General features: G+C 52.9%; 14 protein-coding genes and 4 pseudogenes. 2 read left to right on the top strand and 16 right to left on the bottom strand.

Translation table 11 applies throughout. The annotated features are described in order from the left end of the window. On the top strand, positions 1-544 hold a 544-nt coding region (istB, locus tag BHU62_RS12430; RefSeq protein ID WP_073532293.1), incomplete at its 5' end, for an IS21-like element helper ATPase IstB. A 146-nt stretch (positions 545-690) separates the two neighbouring features. Here the strand turns inward: istB and BHU62_RS25430 are convergent. Continuing rightward, positions 691-981 (bottom strand): annotated as a pseudogene (locus BHU62_RS25430) (helix-turn-helix domain-containing protein); the annotation flags it as partial. Here BHU62_RS25430 and BHU62_RS12420 point away from each other — a divergent pair. Beyond that, a pseudogene (locus tag BHU62_RS12420) lies at positions 981-1583 on the top strand (Tn3 family transposase); the annotation flags it as partial. The pseudogenes BHU62_RS25430 and BHU62_RS12420 overlap by 1 nt on opposite strands. 388 nt (positions 1584-1971) lie before the next feature. Here the strand turns inward: BHU62_RS12420 and BHU62_RS12415 are convergent. From BHU62_RS12415 to BHU62_RS12355, 15 genes and pseudogenes are all read right to left on the bottom strand, one after another. Continuing rightward, positions 1972-2325: a hypothetical protein gene (locus BHU62_RS12415; protein WP_073532283.1), complete on the bottom strand. Its 354-nt coding sequence runs from the start codon at positions 2323-2325 to the stop codon at positions 1972-1974. 305 nt (positions 2326-2630) lie between these two features. Next, positions 2631-3176: a DUF4765 family protein gene (locus BHU62_RS12410; protein ID WP_073532282.1), complete on the bottom strand. Its 546-nt coding sequence runs from the start codon at positions 3174-3176 to the stop codon at positions 2631-2633. A 271-nt stretch (positions 3177-3447) separates the two neighbouring features. Further along, positions 3448-4329 carry a DUF4255 domain-containing protein gene (locus tag BHU62_RS12405; protein ID WP_073532281.1) on the bottom strand — a complete coding sequence of 294 codons (882 nt, stop codon included), beginning with the start codon at positions 4327-4329 and terminating at the stop codon, positions 3448-3450. A gap of 101 nt (positions 4330-4430) precedes the next feature. Beyond that, positions 4431-4601 (bottom strand): annotated as a pseudogene (locus tag BHU62_RS25605) (IS21 family transposase); the annotation flags it as partial. A 53-nt stretch (positions 4602-4654) separates the two neighbouring features. After that, positions 4655-5536 carry a DUF4255 domain-containing protein gene (locus BHU62_RS12395; RefSeq protein ID WP_073532280.1) on the bottom strand — a complete coding sequence of 294 codons (882 nt, stop codon included), beginning with the start codon at positions 5534-5536 and terminating at the stop codon, positions 4655-4657. A 270-nt stretch (positions 5537-5806) separates the two neighbouring features. Then, positions 5807-5992: pseudogene (locus BHU62_RS25425) on the bottom strand (IS110 family transposase); the annotation flags it as partial. Between the two features lie 63 nt (positions 5993-6055). Then, on the bottom strand, positions 6056-6598 hold the full coding sequence (locus BHU62_RS12390; protein WP_073532279.1) for a hypothetical protein: 543 nt from the start codon (positions 6596-6598) through the stop codon (positions 6056-6058). A gap of 338 nt (positions 6599-6936) precedes the next feature. After that, entirely contained in the window at positions 6937-9027 is a 2091-nt protein-coding gene (locus BHU62_RS12385; RefSeq protein WP_073532278.1) for an ATP-binding protein, read from the bottom strand. Between the two features lie 35 nt (positions 9028-9062). After that, positions 9063-10730 carry a contractile injection system tape measure protein gene (locus BHU62_RS12380; RefSeq protein WP_139282282.1) on the bottom strand — a complete coding sequence of 556 codons (1668 nt, stop codon included), beginning with the start codon at positions 10728-10730 and terminating at the stop codon, positions 9063-9065. 212 nt (positions 10731-10942) lie between these two features. After that, positions 10943-11644, bottom strand: a complete 702-nt coding sequence (locus BHU62_RS24955; RefSeq protein ID WP_139282281.1) for a hypothetical protein — start codon at positions 11642-11644, stop codon at positions 10943-10945. Then, complete coding sequence (locus tag BHU62_RS12375; RefSeq protein WP_073532276.1) at positions 11641-12354, bottom strand: hypothetical protein; 714 nt, start codon at positions 12352-12354, stop codon at positions 11641-11643. The genes BHU62_RS24955 and BHU62_RS12375 overlap by 4 nt, the downstream gene beginning before the upstream one ends. Before the next feature lie 33 nt (positions 12355-12387). Then, complete coding sequence (locus tag BHU62_RS12370; protein WP_073532275.1) at positions 12388-15270, bottom strand: hypothetical protein; 2883 nt, start codon at positions 15268-15270, stop codon at positions 12388-12390. Further along, the gene (locus BHU62_RS12365) at positions 15263-17080 is read right to left on the bottom strand and encodes a hypothetical protein (protein WP_139282280.1); all 1818 of its coding nucleotides are present in this window, start codon (positions 17078-17080) and stop codon (positions 15263-15265) included. Before BHU62_RS12365 ends, BHU62_RS12370 begins: the two co-directional genes overlap by 8 nt. A gap of 76 nt (positions 17081-17156) precedes the next feature. Further along, positions 17157-17579, bottom strand: coding sequence for a hypothetical protein (locus BHU62_RS12360; RefSeq protein ID WP_073532273.1), 423 nt, complete (start codon positions 17577-17579; stop codon positions 17157-17159). Next, the gene (locus tag BHU62_RS12355) at positions 17576-17995 is read right to left on the bottom strand and encodes a GPW/gp25 family protein (RefSeq protein ID WP_073532272.1); all 420 of its coding nucleotides are present in this window, start codon (positions 17993-17995) and stop codon (positions 17576-17578) included. The genes BHU62_RS12360 and BHU62_RS12355 overlap by 4 nt, the downstream gene beginning before the upstream one ends. Positions 17996-18010 lie beyond the last annotated feature (15 nt).

The raw sequence follows: 18010 nt of genomic DNA, 5'->3' as shown, positions 1-18010 counted from the left end.
GGAGGGGCTGCATTACCCGATCTCCCGTGGGTTGCGGGCCGAACAGATGCGTGAACTGCTGAGCGGTCACTACATCATCCACAAGAAAAACCTGCTGATCACCGGTCCGACGGGGTGTGGAAAGAGCTGGATAGCCAATGCGCTGGGTGAGCAGGCGTGTCGGCAGAAACACAGCGTGCAGTACTGGCGTGCAGGACGGCTACTGGAGATGCTAGCGCAGGGGCGCGTTGACGGCAGTTGGCTGAAGCATCTTAAACAGTTGCAGAAAACGCAGGTGCTGATACTGGACGATCTGGGTCTGGAGCCGCTGACCAACGCGCAATGTAACGACCTGCTGGAGATCATCGAAGACCGCTACGGACAAAGCAGCACCATCGTGGTCAGTCAGTTCCCGGTAGACAAGTGGCACGGTCTGATGGATAACCCGACAACGGCCGATGCGATCCTGGACAGACTGGTGCATAACGCGCACAGACTGGTACTCCAGGGTGAGTCAATGAGGAAAAATAAACCGATAGTGGAAAGCGCCGAAAAAACAGGTTAAAAAGCAGCAGGAAAAGTTAAGTTCCCGGTTGATCGAATGGATGCGAATCGCTGATCGAACTTCGATGCCAATCCGTGATCGGATAGAGCGGAATACGCACATAACTAGTTAATTATCAAGTGGTTAATAAATAAAAATAGATATCCTTACACCACCTTATCTTCTTTCAGAATCTTATAAACCGTGGAACGAGCAATACTGAGCTGACGAGCGACTTCCGTTGCTCCAGTGCCTTTCTGATGAAGCGCCAGCACAGTGTCTCTGTCAACTGAGTGTTTGCGGCCAAACCTGATACCTTTCAGCCTGGCTTCCAGTCAGCCTTCATTTGTACGCTCGAGGATCCTCCGGCGTTCAGCCTGCGCCACTGCCGACAAAATTGTGACCACCATTTGTCCCATATCACCATCGGTACTGATCCCGTCGTCAATAAAACGCACATGGAGTGCTGAATGATATTGCCAGAGGGCAGTCAGATCCCCGAAAAATAGTCCTTCAGTGGGACGAAATGATCCGGGCCGCTGGTTCCCTGAAGCTGGGAAAAGTTCAGGCCTCGGTGCTGGTACGTTCATTACTGAAAAGTGAACGCCCCTCCGGACTGACTCAGGCAATCATTGAAGTGGGACGCATTAACAAAACGTTGTATCTGCTTAATTATATTGATGATGAAGATTACCGCCGACGCATTCTGACCCAACTTAACCGGGGAGAAAGCCGACATGCGGTTGCCAGAGCGATCTGCCACGGACAGAAAGGTGAGATAAGAAAGCGATATACCGACGGTCAGGAAGATCAACTGGGAGCTCTGGGGCTGGTGACTAACGCCGTCGTATTATGGAGCACTATTTATATGCAGGCTGCCCTGGATCATCTCCGGGAACAGGGTGAAACCGTGAATGATGAAGATATCGCACGCCTCTCACCACTTTGCCACGGACATATCAATATGCTCGGCCATTATTCCTTCACGCTGGCAGAACTGGTGACGAAAGAGCATCTGCGGTCATTAAAAGAGGCGTCGGATGAAGAAAACATTGCTTAGCGTGAGTTTTCGTTCCACTGAGCGTCAGCCCCCTATAAAAATGCATTACATCAAAAAACAACCTTACAAAACCCTCTCGTGTAATAATCCTGCTAGAGAAAGAACTCAACAATGATAAAGCCAGGTCGCTCCAGTTAGAAAACTCGGCCTCAAAAACAAACTTTAACGCTACTGCTATTCTATAGTTTTGACGTTTACTCGCAACGAGAGAAAATATAACTCATTTTTTTCGCAAAAAAATCACGGTGTATATCTTTATTACAACAGCGACACGCTTCACACTCAGACCAGAACGTTTACCCAACAAAGATTCACACTTTTCGAAGCCTCATTCCGTTGCCAGGATGATAAAGATCACCTAATAAAATCTTGGTGGCCGATATTTAACCTAAGCCTCCGTCAGGCCAGACTTATCGATAGTACTAATGTAGATGTCACAGCCGTTGCATGCCGCCACCGCAGCCTCATCCTTTTCCCATGCTTCAAAAACCGTGTTAATCGGGTCGAGATATCCTGTTCGCGTCATACCGGAAACCCGCAGCGGCAGCCTGATATCAGCCGCACTCCCGTTTGAAGCGCCAACCGGCGAGGCATCCAGATTGACGTACGTCATCGCAAAACGGGCATCATAGTCACCGCCCAGCGCCACTATCAGTTGCTCTCGCAGTGCGTCGGAAATTGCCTGTGGAGAAACAGGCTCTTTTGGCTCAGCGGTGGTAGACAAGGATTTCACCGGGGTCACTTTCTCGCCTTTATCACTCAGACTAATTGGTACGGTGACACAATAGTTGAGATTCCGACGTCAGGATCATAAATTCCGACAATCCGATCACGGATTCCGAAGCCAGGATCACCGGTTCTGAAGAACGGTAAAAGTTGGCCGGTTAAAATCGGAAAACGTGATCGAATTAAATAGGAAAGTGTGATCGGCTTAAATCGGAATCGATGATCGGTTTAGGTCGGAATATGCATGATCTAATCAATGCCATTGATAGTCATCATACAATACCAAAAAAGTTCAATTTTCTGACCATGAACCAAACAGCCTTATGAAGCGTTAGGTCCGAAAACTTCGGGTTTTCCAAAAGTTCTATCATAAACTTGAAGAATTGTTATCGGTGCGCTCTTGTTAACCACAACGCCTGATTCACTCCAGCTTCCTGCAGCGAGATAGCGTTGTTTTATTTTAACAACAACACCATAGTGGCCTCTTGAAAAACGGTCAAAAACACTACTGTCAGTGGTAAATTCTGGTAAAAAAGCGCCCTTACCTACTTGTTTTTTTACCTCTGCTACAGATGGAGGTGGGGTTTCAGCGTCAAGTTTATCGCCTGCAGAATTGTTATTAAGCATGTTTATAACACCATGGCTACTTGTTCCCCTATACAAAATGTATTCTTCATCTGGGTTAAGTCTATTAGCGATTTGCTCACGGAGAAAATTGTAATCGAGAGTTTTGTATTCCCCTTCCAGTTCTACAGGCAAAGGGCCGTCTTCATGTTCGTCATCCACATAATCATCATCTTCTTCATCTAACTGGCTATACGCTGGAAGGGTTTTAGTTACCTTACTCAAAGATTTTATAGAAAACATATCATTCCTTTTTCATTATCAGGTTGGATTAATGGGGGTATTTGTATGTGTATTTACATTTTGTGTGAAATTCGCAAATTGGAATCATAAAAAAATAGAGGGCACATCCCCAGAGAAATGCCAGCTAACGTAATGTTGTTCACTTAAGGTGAACAGCATTACACCAGAGTGAGCCTATTTAACTATCAATGAATTCAATAGTGCCTTGTGTATCGTTTAATAACTTGCAATTCCAAGGTGCCTGCTGCACATTGCCACATTCAGTATGTGTTTAAATCCCCGTCAAGTCTGCATTATCAACTGCAGTGATATGAATGTGATAGCCATCGGGCGTGACCACCGCAGCCCCATCCTTTTTCCAGGTGTCAAAAACCGTGTTCATCGGGTCGAGATATTCTGTTCGCGTCATACCGGAAACCCGTAACGCCACCCTGATGTCAGCCGCACTCCCGTTTGAAGCAGCAACCGGCGAGGCATCCAGATTCACGTGCGTCATCGCAAGACGGGCATCATAGTCACCGCCCAGCGCCACTATCAGTTGCTCTCGCAGTGCATCGGAAATGGCCTGTGGAGAAACCGGCGCTTTTGGCTCAACGATGGTAGACAAGGATTTCACCGGGGTCACTTTCTCGCCTTTATCACTCAGACTAATTGGTACGGTGACACAATAGTTAAGCGACAGGCGCGGGCGATTGCCCAGCGATTGCCAGAAATTACCCAGGCTGTTCAGGTTTTCTTGGGGCGGCATAACCTGCGTGTAGACCCCTGGGATATCAGCGAACTGGCGGTTGTTAGTCAATGCCGCCAGAACCTGAGACATCACTTTGATGGCCTGATTATCCGGTTGACTGTCTGGGTTGCCGGCATCCGTGGCGGGGGCGGTTGATTCCCAATAGGTAATGAGATAGTTACACTTCACGTTGACCCAGCCGGGTGACAACAGCCCCGTTCCGGCATTAAACCCGCGGGGTCCTGCGGTGCGCAGCTGCAGGTCTTCGTGAATATCATAAAGAAACACGCTTACTGCAGCATCAGCCTGCGTGGCATCCACATCCGGTAAATCAAAGCGGATTGCCACACCCAGATCCACATATAAGCGCAACATCTTTTCCATCGCCTTATTCACATCAACCAAGGTTTGATAATTAGACATACTCGTTTCTCTGCATTAATGGTACGTCATCACTGTCTATGATGAGTTTCTCACTGTGGTTTTTATGTTGCGGGCTGAAGAGCAAGCCGCCCCGTGATGACGCCGAAGAACTCGAACGCCCTGACATGCGCCATCAGCCCGCTTTCCTGGCGCTGGTTTTCACAGGCTTAAACATCGGTGTAGTTTGAGGTGCCCAATGTGGCGACGAAGATCTGCGCTTGGCGCACTTCGCCCGTGTCTGGACTAATAATGCGGATAGTTGGCCCACAGAAGAAGGTTATACAAACCGGTTATCCTGCTGCACATTGCCACATTCAGTATGTGTTTAAATCCCCGTCAAGTCTGCATTATCAACTGCAGTGATATGAATGTGATAGCCATCGGGCGTGACCACCGCAGCCCCATCCTTTTTCCAGGTGTCAAAAACCGTGTTCATCGGGTCGAGATATTCTGTTCGCGTCATACCGGAAACCCGTAACGCCACCCTGATGTCAGCCGCACTCCCGTTTGAAGCAGCAACCGGCGAGGCATCCAGATTCACGTGCGTCATCGCAAGACGGGCATCATAGTCACCGCCCAGCGCCACTATCAGTTGCTCTCGCAGTGCATCGGAAATGGCCTGTGGAGAAACCGGCGCTTTTGGCTCAACGATGGTAGACACGGATTTAACCGGCGTCACTGCCTCGCCTTTACCCCCCAGACTAATCGGTACAGTGACACAATAGTTAAGCGAAAGGCGCGGACGATTGCCCAGAGATTGCCAAAAGTTACCCAGGCTGTTCAGGTTTTCTTGGGGCGGCATAACCTGCGTATAGGCTCCAGGGATATCAGATAACTGGCGGTTGTTAATCAATGCCGCCAAAACCTGAGACATCACTTTGATGGCTTGATTGTCCGGTTGACTGTCTGGGTTGCCGGCATCCGTGGCGGGGGCGGTTGATTCCCAATAGGTAATGAGGTAGTTACACTTCACGTTGACCCAGCCGGGTGACAACAGCCCTGTTCCGGCATTAAACCCGCGGGGTCCTGCGGTGCGCAGCTGCAGGTCTTCGTGGATATCATAAAGAAACACGCTTACTGCGGCATCAGCCTGCGTCGCATCCACATCCGGTAAATCAAAACGGATTGCCACGTCCTCATTCACGTAGGCGCGCAGCATCTTATTCATCGCGTTATTCACGTCGATCAGGGTTTGATAATTAGACATACTCGTTTATATGAACGCATCCCGTTTGCAACGCCATCCATTGTTCTGACATCGACGGTAGGTTGCAGCTTTATATCCGGCTTTATTGCAGCTTGGAAACTGCGGGCCCCTATCTAATTCGCCGACTCACGCCTCATTACCTCAGAGAGCTAAAAATATTCAGGTTTAGTGAGTCACGGTCTTACCTGTCGTTGTCATCACTATGGTCGCCAAAGCAACCTTTCTGCATTCATCCTTTTATGAAGAGCTAATGTTTATCGGTATCAGCGATTAATGCGGCCTGATACTGACGTAATATTTATCGTACTGACTATGGTCAGCGGCTATCGCCCATAGCGTTCTCGCCAGTTTGTTCGCCATCGTCACTGCTGTTGGTGGGCTCCTGGTAGGTTATCCATGGCCCCGGCACTTTCATGCGCCCCTCGCTCCGTGAATAAACAGAGTCCGCAGGTAGCTACTCTAAATAGCTGATCCTAATATCACTGCAGTTGACAGATTCGGACACAGCCAAGTACACAGTTAAGGTCGGTATTGATTTTTGGGGTGATAGTTACTCCATCCCTCATTAGTGAAGATTTCGTCATGAGGGATCTGCACACCGTCCCGATAAAAAATCAGATTTGAACGAACTTCAGGGAGATCTCTGTGTCGATACAGCCAGCGCAGCTCGCTTGAGGTGATACTCGTGCCGTGCCCCTCTTTTGATACAATGATACCAATATCATCGCCAATGATATCAACAACAAAGTGCAGCGGCTTCTTCCTGTTGAGCAACTGGTACTCAAGACCTGCCTTGCTTGTCTTTTTCCACATATCTTTTGCATCAAGTTGCTCTCCTCTTTGTTGTGCTATCAAGGATTGCTCTTTCACATTGTAATTTTTATGGGAGGCAATAAATTGTCTGAATTCAGAAGCACGCGCAGGGTCATTTAATACTTTCGCGAGTTGCTTGTCATCAGAATACTGTGTGGGTATCTCAGGGTCCCAGACTGCGTTAGTGATATCATTCTGGATAAGAATATTTGCTTTTTTTTCGGTTTTTTGAAGAACTGACGTATGCATGCCAGCAAGTTTTTGACTTTAGGTTTTACTGCTTCCTTCCTGTTAAATCCGGCCGCAGCGAGATTTTCTAAAGCAACATTACGAGGTGCATCTAATCCATAAAGAACATCTCCATACTTGAATCTATCTGTTAACTCCACAGGTTGATCTATCTTATTTTCAATCTCATCCTCTCTGTCATTATTGAACTTAAAGGCAGTCGCTTTGGCAGGATTAATATATTGGGACGTATTCATACTGACTCTCCGAAAATATAAAGAAGATACAAATCACCCGGTAACATTCAGAGATTTGGCTGTTCGTGATGTGTCGTTTATTCTAGCTGTTCAGACAACAGGTTACATCGCAAGCCGCCCTGTTTTGGCCAGCTCACGGGTTAACGCCGCGTCGATATGGCGGTGACTGACTTCCTGACTGTCACTCTCCTCAGCAAAGAGGGCGGCCAACAGGGCAATATTCCTGATATTGGCGCCGGTAATATTGGCCCGCTGCGCTAATTGTTCAAAGTCCACGTCCGGTGAGATTCTGATATTCTTCGGCCATATCTTTTTCCACATGTCATGCCGCAGTGATTCATCCGGATAAGCAAAGCGGGTAATAAAGGTAAAGCGCCGGTTAAATGCGCTGTCGAGATGGCTGCGGTTATTGGTGGATAAAATAACCAACCCGGGGAAATTTTCCAGCCGCTGTAACAGGTAAGACACTTCAATATTGGCATGCCGGTCATGGGCATCCTTGGTTTCACTGCGCTTGCCAAATAAGGCATCGGCTTCATCAAAGAACAAGATGCCGGCATCCTGTTCTGCCAAATCGAAGATACGGGAGAGGTTTTTCTCGGTTTCACCCACGTATTTATTGATCACCGTAGAGAGGTCTACCTTGATTAAATCCACCCCAAGAGTATGGGCGAGCACTTCCGCCGCCATGGTTTTCCCGGTTCCCGAGTCACCGTAGAACAGCGCGCTGATCCCGACGCCATATCCCACCTTGTCTTTAAAACCGCCGGCCAGCACTTTTTCCCGATAGCGAATGGCCGTCAACATCTCCTGGAGCTGTTGCAAGAGGCTCTCTGACACCAACAGGTCGTTTAATGTCCGCTTCGGCGTAATGCGTTGCGCTAAGGAACCGAAATTCTGTTGGTTGCGTAAATTGAGCGCCTGGCGAATATCACACTGTTGCAGCACATCCGCCGGGTCGCGTTGCTGCCGATACAGTTCGGCCTCTTGTACCATCAGCGGCAGGCTTTCCGGGGTAAAGGTGTAGCGCTGGCTGAGACTGATAAGGTCCATATCCGCCGCACGTTGTTCCGGCAGGCAATCCCTGAGCAGGTGCAGTTTTTCCTCCTGCGTTAACACCGGCATCGCTGTCTGCAAGGAGGGCGTCTTTTTCAGCCATAAAGGCGGGGCATAGGGTTCAACCAGGCACACCACCCTTAACCCCGGCTGGTTCAGCTGCTCAGATAGCCTCTCCGGCAGTGACGTGCTCTTTTCCATCCGTGCCTGCAGGTTACGTATAACCATGCCCGCGCCGCGCATACGGGCTTCGCGCATCAGACAGGTTAAATGCAGTAACAGCGCATCGTCATCACTCTCGGCGCACTTATCGATGTCGACCTGCAGCGTCTGCCGGTTGTCAGAGGCAAAAATGCCCGATACCGCATGGGTTCTGCCGCTCCCGGGCATACCGCGCAGCAGCACCACGGGGCGCGGCTCAATGTCGTCCGTCAGTAACACGCCGGCCAGCGCGTCTTTTAAGCCGGCAGGATAAAACGGTAGCACTGGCGGCGTTGACCATTCCGCCCACGATGCTAACGTCGGTGCCAAATAGTGATGCCCGAGTAAAAAATGGTACACGCTGCTGTCGGTCATAAAGCGGGTTTGGCTCCAGGCCGGATTTTTTTTATTCTCCTCAATCGTTAACAGCTGACAGCACATTAACGGCGCCTGAGGCAGAAAACTGGCTTGCTGCGCCCGCTTTTCCCGGTCTGAAGGGCAAAATAGCGTGAGGGCCAATGAAAAACTGGGCAGCTGACTTTGCCTTCCCTGCTGGATCCAGGAAAACAGATCATAATAACGGCTGTCAAAATGGGGCAGCAATCCCAATAGCAGCGAGTCCCGTTCAAAGTCGGTGAGTTCGAAACGATGAATCAGCTCCGTTAAGCCTTCTGCCAACAAGGGCTGCCCGTTTTCCACCCGGTATACCGGCTGAGTAGCGGCGGCCCAATGAGGCCGGCCGACAGGGTGTTGCCTGCGCGCCTCCACTTCCTCTTCGCTGAGCAGAAACGCGTTAAGTCCCTCGTGGCGCGCCGAATGGCGGTAATAATAATGCTGTAATAGCAGATCGATACGTTCCAGCTCGCTAAACAAGAGCGATAGCCGGCAATCACCCTGCGGAATAAACGCGGGCTGAAGTGCTGAAGAAAGCGTCATATTGATATCCGATAAGAAAAGAAGATAGCGGCGGTTTATCCTGTGAAACCGTTAAGCGGCCAGACGATGGTCAGTGGCTGTTCAGTCCACGGGAAAGACGCCAGCGTCATGGGCCACGGCCAGTCTCTGAGTAAGAAATCATAGGGTTCCGGCCGCACACTGATTTGAGGAAACATTTCTTCCATGTTGATTTCCCCTGCCCGCTGCAAGAACAATTGCCGAATGTCTGTCAGACTCAATTTTTGCCAACCGGGAAGTTGTTGGCCGATAGCGGTCAGCCAGTCGTCAATCTGCTGCTGTTGCACCAAACTCAGCGGTGCGGGCGGCGGTACGGCTGTTGAGCAGGACACCCCACATAACACCTGATTCAGCGTCAACCTGCCCTCCGTCGGGCTAACTTCCCCCCAGACCAAGCGGTCAAGACCGTACACGGCCTGCCACCGCGCCGCCTCGTTGACAAACCGCTCTTCCTCCCACAGCCCCAGCTGGGAAAATAGCTGAGGCAAAAGCGGCCACAGCAGGAGCAAACCGGCGTTGCTGATACCCTGGCTCGACAAGCGCGGCGTATTCGGCGAACGGAGGCCGGCTTTCCCAGGTTGTATCGTGCGTCGGGATGTTGCAGGTATCTCCTTACTCTTCAATAGCATGCAATTATCAGGCGGTAGCCCAACCTGAGCTGGGGGGTTAATCCTCTCCTTACCCTCCTCGGCTCGTGATAGTGCAGCCTGCGGAGGCTCGGTGTGCATCCCCTTACCCTCCGGCAGCGTGGCGTCGGCTCGCGATAGTCCAGCCAGCAGAGACTCAGTGTCCCCCCCCTCATACCCCGGCAGCACGGCGTTATCATCCTGCCGTTGGGCACAACGGCTCAGATAAGCATCAATCTGCTGCACACTGCCTTCCCCTTTCATTCTACGAATCACCTGGCGTACTGTGGGTTGCTGCCATAACGGCAACAACCAACGCATGACGATCAAGGGGGGGCAATCACGTTGCTCGGGCAATGCACTGTCGGAAGGCTGATTACCCGTCAGTAACTGTGCCACCTGTTCAGGGGGAATTTCACCACGAGCAATGGCTTCTGCCCAGCCAGTCACCTGGCTGGCTGCGGGGGAGTGCTGTTGCATCAGCCAATCATGCCCCTGCTGGCTTTTGAGTAAGTACAATACGGCGGCTATCGACAATCGGGCAGCTGTCACTCGACCATACCAAAATACCGGCAGCATTTTCGGAGATTGCCATGCCCCCTCAAGTAACCGCTTGAGCAACTTCTGAAGCTGATATGCCGGACTATCCTGTAATAATGCCTTAAATGTCTGAGGGGACAGACAACTACAAGCAAGCTGGAGAGCTCCCTCGCCATCAAGGTGATTCCCGCTAAATAATGCATTTGATTCAGTTGAATTGGATGTTGGTAGCTTCAGAGTATGGCCGCCCGTACTTGACTCTCGCTCACAGGCAAAGCGCTCTGCAAATGCCTGTACCAAGCGAGGGAGAAATAGCGAGCCAAACTGGGCAGCAGGAATAGGGGCTAACGTGAGCACCCACCTGTCAACTTTCATCATATTCACACTATTGTTTTCTCGTGAGATATGAGAAAGGCTTTTCTTGATTACTTCAGAACTAAAATGAAATGAATTTAATATGTTCTCGGCAAGCCTTCGATCATGAGCTTTGACCTTAAAAATCACAACACCCAGTTTCATATTATTCTTATCCACCTCTTAATAATCATACAAGCACCACCATATAAATCAGAGAGCAAAACAGCATTCATTTTTAAATACAACCAACTCAATTTAAAACCACGCAAAGAAAATGCCATTACCCAACAAAAAACCACATAAAACCCTACAAAACCAGCTAAATAAATTATAGGGTCTTATGGCTTGCACTCATTATTTACAAAAGAAATCCATTAACTCTCCTTACACCAGATTGTATAGATACCGTTCCCGATATGTATGTTTGCCCCACGACTCCAATTCCCGGATAATTGTCCGTTTGGGTTATATGTTGTCACACTCAAAAAACACAACCCTACCGGGAGATTTAAAGACAAACCATAAGTTTCATCAGCACTTAGACAACTATTACCGGCCAGCTTGACACTCACGCCTTGCGCATTGATTTGCATGCCAGTCCCCGCATCTACGGACAATCCATTCGAATCCAAGCATAATCCGCCGGCAGTACCCGAAGTCGTACCATCGGTCCCTTGCCCCCCACCTCCGTTGGTATTAGTCCCCTTCGCCAGTTTGACATTCACTCCACTGCCAGTCACAACAGTGCCATTTCCTGAAAGAACGTTTAAACCATTATCCTCATCCGCACTCAAGCCACTACCAGTGGCCAATTTGACACTCACGCCTTGCGCATTGATTTGCATGCCAGTCCCCGCATCTACGGACAATCCATTCGAATCCAAGCGTAATCCACCGGCAGTACCCGAAGTCGTACCATCGGTCCCTTGCCCCTCACCTCCGTTGGAATAAGTCCCCTTCGCCAATTTGACGCTCACACCATCACTATTAATAGCAACGCCGTTTCCTTCGCAAATTTTTAAACCATTACTTTCATCAGCACTCAGTCCACTCTTATTAGCCAGCTTGACGCTCACCCCCCATCATCTATTTGAATACCTTCCCCCGCATCTACGGACAATCCATTCGAATCCAACCATAATCCACCGCCAGACCCTGAGGTAGTACCATCAGTACCTTGCCCCCCACCTCCGTTGGTATGATCACCCTTCGCCAGTTTGATGTTCACGCCACCACTGGTTACAGCAACGCCATTGCCAGCACTCACACCTACACCGTCGCTACCTACCGTAATACCTTGACCAGGAATAACCCACGTGCCATCTGTCGATGCGCCGAGTCCACCATTTTCTTTACATAAAACATCCAGGCCATCTCCACCATGTGTCAACCCCCATCCCAGCGGCAAATATACGCCACTGTCATTAACCTTGATACCTTGCCCAGTTTTAATGGCTACGCCGTCCTGATCGACGCTAACCCCTTTCGCCGCGTTGGGTTTTAACTCCAGACGCCCGGTATCAGAGAGGGTAAACCCCTCTGCCGGGCCCGATTGACCTTCTGCGCCCCCCACCGCCTGGCGCCCCATATTGGCCAGATCGATCAGGTCAGCAAAATCCGTCTGCAGCGGAATACTGCCCGTCTTAAAGCGCTCTTTCAGCGCATCGGCCTGGGGTAAGGCGTTGCTCTTTAGCTCACCGTCACGGGTGGTGTACGCTGCTTTGGCTGGTGCTGCCGAGGTATTCACCGGGGTTTCTGCCTTGTTCTGCGGGTTTTTATCAGTCATTTTGCTCTCCAGATTTGTCATTTTGTCATGATATTAAAGGGTGGTTGGCACGTCTTGCGGCACGTAGAACAGCTCTTCGTTCAGAATGATCTTTTCGTTCCATTGGCTGCCGTCACCGACAACCTCAGTGCGCTGCGCCTCGGTGGCGATGCGCATCAGGCCAATGCCCAACTGGTTAACAGGCAGATGGCCTAAGGTCAGCATCTGCATCAGCGCAAAGGCATCATCGCCCAACGGCGTACCGTTGTTTTGCCAACGCTTATAAGTCGCGCCGAAGTTTTTAAAGGTGGCGTCATCAAGCCAGTGATTAATCAGGGACACGTGGGCCGGAAACTCCGCCATAATGCTTTTCTGCACCCAGGCAACCAGCTTGTCAGGCTCGATATAGGGGCTCTCAATCAGACGGCGATTGAGTACCGCGCTGACCACAAACGAGAATCGGTCTGTCGTCGCATAGTTCGCCTGGCTAAACGCCCACTGGTAATGAAAACTGGTCTCTTCCGTTGGAAAATCCACTGTGCTGCCGGCCGCTTTTTCGATAAGTAACGTACCCGCAAGCGGATGGACCGCCACCACGGTCGCCGCAAGCTGCCAGTCATCATCAATAGCGGCAGAACCGATACCGTTTCCCCCCTGAATGCCAGCGAGACGCAGGACGATGTCATCACCGACAGTGGCCATGGCGGGGTATGGGAATTGCGCGTTGCTCGCCAGTAAACGCTGGTTATCTGGCAGTGGCTCCGTCGGTTGGCCGTAGTTCAATCGGTAATCCATATCCTGCAGCCAGACATTGTTGTTTTGCCAACGCAACTTGTCCCCCGAGAAAGCCTTGTTAAGGCGGTCAAGGTTAGTGCGTAATTGTTGGCTGTTATTCATATTGAGGGTTAACGTGTCCCCTCTGGTCGCAGTAACCAGCACCCTTTTCACATACAGTCGATGCCCCTCTTCAATCATAATCAGGTCGATAAGCTGCCCCCGGACCACCTTGCCGGCACTGCCCGCCTGCGTCAGGGTAATGTCAGGATCATCGACCGTAAAACCGGACGGGGTCTGCTCACTGTCAAAGGCGCTGTCCGGGATCTGAGGCAACAGCTGACGATGCTCAACCAGGTAAAACGGCAGTTGGCTGAGGTCCGGCTGTTCAGCAAAACAGATACAATCCAGACCGATGCGCGCCGCAATGCGCTTTTGCAGGGCAGAGACCCGGTCAATACGGATATTGGTGCGGTCGTAGCCTAATTCGGGTTGCTGCGCCAGAAATGCCCGCTGCGTCGCCATAAAATCAGCCATATCCAGCGTCAGCGGCAGGGCGGCCCGCTCGGTGCCAAAATACCCCAACAGGTACTGAAGAAAATCCAGTTCGCGGGCAAAATTCACCCCATTAGGCTGCTTACTCTGCGTGAGGATCGCCGCATCCTGCTGCGCAATCGCTTTCAGCGTTTCCGCGTAGGGCTGATGGATAGCCTGTTGTACCATCGTATCGGCATAGGGCCAGCGGGTTCCCCGAATGTCGTCGCCCCGGTCTTTAAAGGCCAGTAAGGTCGGCAGCTGCGCCAGCTCTGCCGTGACGTCGGCCAGCAGCTGATCGACTGGCAGCAGAAACTGATGCACCGCCCGCGTCTGGTCATCAATCACGGCATCGGGCTGCTGCAGGGCATAGCATTCGGGCAGACGCTGCCCGACGGGAATATAGCGCGTCTGATCACGAAAGCGGCCGGCAGGTAACACCGTGGGCGTCGTTTCAATCAGGTCTGCCTGTGTCAGGTAACCCGCCATCGTCTTACTGTCCAGCGCATTGCGAATACCGCCTTTCGACACCAGCGTTAACGGGCCGCCGGCCGTGGCCAGCAGATCCAACGGCGATGCCCCCCACAGCTGGGGGTAATAACCCTCAGCCACCTGCCAGCGCCAGCTGTCCCCCGCAACGGCCGTGATGTGTCCATCGCCTTTATCGACTGACAAGGTGCTCAGGCTGGCCACGCCGGGGATAGCCAGCAACAGGTTCACCAGCGGGCCGAGGTTGAGGACGTATCCCCCGGCAGCGATCTGCGAGGGTGCCGTTTGCTGCCAGCCGTGCTTCAGCTTCGGCCCCTCGAAAATGGCGTCATCGGCATCACCGCGCGCACGCCGTTGTTCGGTGGTATAACGGGCGACCGCCGGGCGCAAGAACGCGTCGGTAACCTGATAAATCTGCGCCGCCACCTGATTGATGTCGCCGATGTTATCGGCCAGTTCAATCGTCATCCTTGGGATAAAGGTCGCCGGTTGCAGCCAGATAATGCGCGATACCGCTTCGCCGAGATTACGGTGCGCCGCAAGAAACTCAGCCAGGTATTGCTCCACTGCCGCCCGATTCTCGGATGACAGGGACTGGGTATAGCGGGTCGGGACCAGCGTCAGCCACAGATTCCCCCGCAGAGACAGCGTCTTCTTGTCTTCAGGCTGGGTGACCGTCGGTTCCGTGAAGCTGTATTCGCGTTTTTCCGCGTTATACCACCAGTGAAAACGGTGCGCTTCAGGTTCCTGCGTCAGGCTGACATCGCTGAATAAAAAATCCTGCCCGGGGGTGTCCAGGGTCTTAATATCGCTGCTGTGCAGGTCCAGTAAGGCCCGGCGGTAATCCTCTGCCGTCACCGTGTTGCAGGTGAGCACCTGTTCAGGACAGAACTCTTCCGGGAACAAGGTGTTCCGGTCTTGATGGGTCAGCAGGTCATTCAGCGGCAGCGACGCGCGGTAACTGAGGTCGGAACAGTTCCAGGTTGCGGACTGCAGCAAGGTGACGCCCGGATCGTGATCGCCGGTATCCGTCCAGATATTGCCACTGAGCGCAGTAACTTTTTCGTGAGCCTGTTGCCACAGTGCCTCAAACGCAATCGCGTCCTTCACCGCCGGGAACAGGGCGTTTTCTTTAGACATCAGTCTCTCCTTGCGGACATAAAATCAGGACCTCGTCATCCCTGGCGGTGACGGTGCTTTGTGTTTTCACCGAGGTGGACTTTCCCGTTTCATCAATAACGTCGTGAATAAGGACCAGCGCGTTCACGGACTGCACCAGCGGTGACTGTTGCAACGTGGCCAGCAGCAGGTAGTAATCCACCTGATTGCCCGGCGTGACCGCCTGGCGCCGATCGGTCGCCCAGGGCAGATAATCGTGTTGCAACTGCGCCGCGAGCTGACGATAGCCATAATCCGGGCGAATACCCGCCACGAACGTCACCCGATAGCGGGCCGTCACATCGATATATTTCGGGTTCTTAAGCGTCGGCGCCGCCCACAGCGAGGTGTACTGCGCCAGCCACAGCGCCATCCGGGTCAGCCTTCCGTCACTGAGCGCCGGGCGCACCGCGTCATCGTTATCGCCATAACGGCCGTCAGGGATAACCATCAGCGATTGCACCTCCAGCGCCGGGAGATGGCTCAATTTGTCCACATCGGGAAAACGAACATCAAAAATCTCCGGGTAGTGCTCCATCAGCAGGCTGCGCATATTGTTCCAGGTGATCGCCCGCTGGCGGTGGGCTATCCGGGTCGCGGCGCGCTGCGACATCGCCGCCTCGGTTTCCCGCGGCTGCCCGCCTACCGAAGGCAGGGGCTGGCGAACACCGCTGATGGCGGCAACCGGCGTCACCAGCTGGCTGACGGTGTTGGCCGGCAGCGGCTGGGCAAAGTGGCTGTCGTCAACAGTCTGCGCCACATTCAGGGTCGCGGTCATCGCACTGGCCAGCACGGCCTGCAGTTTCGGCATTGCCTCGGCAGGCGCGCGCTCGTCCTTTACCGCTTTCTTTTCGTTCAGCGTGCCTTTGATCCAGTAATACCCGGCCTCCTGCAGCCCATCATTCTTTGGCGAGCCTGGCTGACTGTCCGCCGGCAACCGCGCCCGCCACAGGTTGCTGACGGACAGGCCCGCCGTCTCGTCCTGCAGCTCCGCATCCAGCGAGGCCCAGTCTGTGCCGTTGTAATAACACCAGGCCAGATCCAGCGCCGATGAGGCGCGCACAGACCAGTAAACCGACAGGGTGTCCTGCGCCGACGTCCCGTTGAACCCCAGATAGAGCACGGGAGCCTGCTCTTGCGTGGCCGTCCCTTCCCCGATGTCGCTAAAAAGACGCAGCCCTTCAGCCGGTAGCGTAACGTCCGTCGCGCTGTCGATGACGGTATAGCGTTTCCAGGTATTCTCAACCTGAGCCGTCCAGCACAGCTGTTGCAGCTGCTGGCCGGTGATCAGCAAACTGTCGTCAGTCTGATAGGTGATGCTGTTCCCGGCGCTGTCCTGGCCGCCATCCAGCAGGCTGCCGGCGGGTAACGCATACGGGGAAGCATTTTTGTGCAGCGTAAAGCTCACCGCCACGCTGTCCGGCTGCGGGCCGCGGGGGGAAAACCCCAATAAATCCCGGTAGTACAGTGAACGATGCCGCGCCGGCACCGTGTTCAGCAGGGCTCTGGGCGTTTCGAGCAGATGCAGCAGCGCCAGCAGAAACGCCTGCTGTACCGGCAGCTTTTTCTCTGCCAGCTCGGGGCGCTGATAAATGTCACTCAGCCCTTGCGGCGTGCGGCCGGTCAGCCAGAAGCTTTTCCAGTCAGCGCCGGCATGGCCGGCAAACGGCACGGCTGCGGTATATTTCGCCACCAGCTCGAGCAGGTCCTTCCCCGTTCGTGGCGCCAGCAGGAAGGTCTGGTCGGTTAATCCGCTGCCCACTCTCTGTTTCAGTTGCTCCAGGTCAGACATAATGTTGTCCATTGGTTATATAATGATAAAGAAGGCGCTCAGGGGCCCGTTTCCGCCGCCTCGGCAGCGCAATGGCTCACCCGGCGGTGACAAACGACTGGCTGTTGATAAATGTCCCCACCCCGGTGACAGGGCTCAGATCCGTATCCGGTTTTCCTTGCGGATCCTGGGCCGGTGCTGTGGGCTGAAATTGCGTCGTAAATTGGCTGCCGACCACAATCATCGGCGCCGGCGCCGTCGCAAACTCAGCCTGCTGATCGGACGCCAACTGTTTGATGGTGAGCGTCCCTTTTCCCGGAGAAGCGACAAAGGGGGGCTTGATATAGTCAACGGTAAAGGAAACCTGCTTTTCATCCCCGACAATGCAGATCTTCTTCCCCTCGATGCCGGCCTCACCGCTGCCGCTGATCCGTGGCTGGGGCGGTGGCGTGATCGTAATCGCGCCAAACTTCGGGATGAATTTCAGCGCGTCACCGTCGATGACCACCCGATTGCTCATAGTAACCTCAGCGTCTGGCCGTCATGGATGTTCAGCGTCCCGTCCACCGTCTCGACCAGATCCGTGCCCGACAGAGACACGGTGATCTGCACCCGCAGACGGCTCGCGTCCTGAGTATCCGGCTGGATAATGACGTCCTTGAGCAGCGCCCGGGGCTCATGGCGCAGAACGCTCTCTTCGATGCGATTGTGGATGTTGGCCAGCAGTTCATCGGTGATATTCTCAAAGATAAAGTCATGCATGCCTCCGCCATAACTCTCACGCATCATGCGTTCGCCTGGCTCGGTCATAAACAGCACGCGCAGACTCTGCATCACCGCCTCAACGCCCGCAGCCAGGGACACGCCGCCGGGCTCAAACCGCGGTGGAAATGCCCAGCCTTGCCCCAGGCTCGCTGTCAAAATGTCGTTACTCATCGCAACCTCACCGTA

Origin of the sequence: Serratia marcescens (assembly GCF_001902635.1) — a bacterium.
GTDB classification, from domain to species: domain Bacteria; phylum Pseudomonadota; class Gammaproteobacteria; order Enterobacterales; family Enterobacteriaceae; genus Serratia; species Serratia marcescens_F.
Note: the sequence above shows the minus strand (reverse complement) of the source record. Positions and strands in the feature narration are given on the sequence as shown.